3 protein-coding genes and 1 pseudogene are annotated in these 2,015 nt (G+C 46.7%); all 4 read left to right on the top strand.

Annotated elements, in window-relative coordinates; all coding sequences use genetic code 11:
• Positions 1–1,119, top strand: a 1,119-nt coding sequence (locus AC6I5A_RS01340; RefSeq protein ID WP_034610844.1) for a MiaB/RimO family radical SAM methylthiotransferase, incomplete at its 5' end; no start/stop codon positions are given.
• Between the two features lie 129 nt (positions 1,120–1,248).
• Positions 1,249–1,587: a histidine triad nucleotide-binding protein gene (locus tag AC6I5A_RS01335; protein ID WP_034610842.1), complete on the top strand. Its 339-nt coding sequence runs from the start codon at positions 1,249–1,251 to the stop codon at positions 1,585–1,587.
• Positions 1,588–1,717: 130 nt separating this feature from the next.
• Positions 1,718–1,894 (top strand): 30S ribosomal protein S21, encoded by a 177-nt coding sequence (gene rpsU, locus AC6I5A_RS01330; RefSeq protein ID WP_034610840.1) that lies wholly within the window; start codon positions 1,718–1,720, stop codon positions 1,892–1,894.
• A gap of 13 nt (positions 1,895–1,907) precedes the next feature.
• Positions 1,908–2,015 (top strand): annotated as a pseudogene (locus tag AC6I5A_RS01325) (GatB/YqeY domain-containing protein); the annotation flags it as partial.

The raw sequence follows: 2,015 nt of genomic DNA, 5'->3' as shown, positions 1-2,015 counted from the left end.
ATGATTAGGGAACATCCTGAGAGCGTTGTCGTGGTCATGGGTTGTTATGCGCAAACCGCTCCGGGAGATGTTTTGGGTATTGAAGGCGTTGATCTCGTGCTCGGGACGCAAGATAGAATGAAGATGTTAGAGTGGCTGGAACAAGTTACAACTGAGCGAAAACCTCAGAATGCTGTGCATGAGATTTGGGAAGCGGAGGAGTTTGAAGAACTTCCCCAACTGAGCGAAGAGCATCGGACAAGAGCACTTCTCAAGATTCAGGAAGGGTGTAATCAATTCTGCACCTATTGTATTATTCCTTATGCACGCGGTCCTTTGCGGAGTCGTCTCCCAGAGAATGCTCTAGCGGAGGCTCGTCGGCTTGTTGAGGCCGGATATCCGGAAATTGTCTTGACGGGAATTCATACCGGATATTATGGACAAGATTTAAGGGGAGAATTAGGGGAAGAATGGAACTTAGCTCACTTAGTGAGGGAATTAGTCAAAATACCTGGGCTTTGTCGTCTGCGCTTGAGTTCGATCGAACCGATGGAATATACGCCTGCGCTAATCGAGAGTATTGTTTCGTCTGATAAGGTCTGTCCCCACTTACACGTGCCCTTACAGAGTGGAAGCGACCGGATACTGACCAGAATGAACCGGCCGTATACTTTGCATGAATATCGGGACCTGCTGGAAAGACTTCGTCAGCGAATTCCAAATCTTGCTGTCACTACGGACATCATTGCTGGTTTTCCAGGGGAAACAGAAGACGATCACGCCGCTACTTTAGAGTTTGTGAAGGCTTGCGGTTTTTCCGGAATAAATGTATTTCCTTATTCGAAACGGAAAGGAACCCCGGCGGCAAATTTTCCTGATCAAGTTTCGAGACAATTAAAGGCACAAAGGGTCAAGGATCTGTTGTTGGCTGCTCGTGTTAGCCAGGAAGAGTATGTACGTTATTTTATAGGAAAACCGGTGGAAGTGCTGATCGAATGGATTGATTCGCAGGGATGTGCGCTAGGTTATACTCCCCATTATATTCAGGTTAAAATACCGGCCAATGAGGCTGGAAGACCTTGGACTCCTCGGCATTTTGTAACGGTTGTTTTGGAAAAAGGGATGGTGGGAAGGGTGTGATGTTGCTCTCTTCGCAAAATCACACCATCCTGGACAAGGAACGGTTGAATTGCTACTCAATAGCACAGTTGGCGCTTTTTATGTTAGAACAATTATGGTCTCGGATTATAAGAGTAGGAGGATTGAAAAATGCAAGTTGAGGATTGTCTGTTCTGTAAAATTGCCCTTCGAAAAATTCCAAGTGAAATTGCCTATGAGGATGATGAGGTGATCGCTTTTCATGATATTCAGCCGCTAGCCCCTGTGCACTTGGTCATTATTCCGAAACATCATTTGCGGAGTCTTAATGATGTTACGCCTGAATACGAAACGTTAATCGGTCATCTTTTTGGTGTGATCCAACGCTTGGCTGCGGAGTTCGGAGTGGCCGAGTCGGGCTATAGAGTGGTCACGAATACTGGGGCAGACGGTGGTCAAGTCGTCGGACACCTCCATTTTCATTTGTTCGGAGGAAAGGCTCTCAAGTAAAAGATGGGATGATTTCAGGTTGAACTCTGTAGAGGCAATTCCTGAATGGCCTCTACTTGACGCAAACTACTTCATCCATTATAATAGTGAAGTATATTTGTGATGATCCAGTGGAGGGAGGGATAAGACAATGAGTGAAGTCAGAGTTGGTAAAAACGAATCCCTGGATGCCGCACTCCGCCGGTTCAAGCGTACTTGTCAAAAGGCAGGGGTTAGTGCTGAGGCTCGTAAGCACGAGGCATATGAGAAACCAAGCGTGAGGAAAAAGAAAAAGTCGGAAGCAGCACGTAAACGCAAGTTCAAGTAAGGAGTGTCTCGAATTGACCCTGAAAGATCGCCTCGTTGAGGATATGAAGGTTGCCATGAAGGCCAAAGAGGAGGGGAAGGTAAGACTTTCCGTCATCCGATTGGCTAGGGCGGCCATAAAA

The sequence above is a fragment of the Desulfosporosinus sp. Tol-M2 genome (genome assembly GCF_059735615.1).
Note: the sequence above shows the minus strand (reverse complement) of the source record. Positions and strands in the feature narration are given on the sequence as shown.

What these genes read in the sequence shown, in the direction of transcription:
- AC6I5A_RS01335 (WP_034610842.1), top strand. Translation starts at nt 1,249, where the DNA reads ATGCAAGTTGAGGATTGTCTGTTCTGTAAAATTGCCCTTCGAAAAATT.
- rpsU (WP_034610840.1), top strand. Translation starts at nt 1,718, where the DNA reads ATGAGTGAAGTCAGAGTTGGTAAAAACGAATCCCTGGATGCCGCACTC.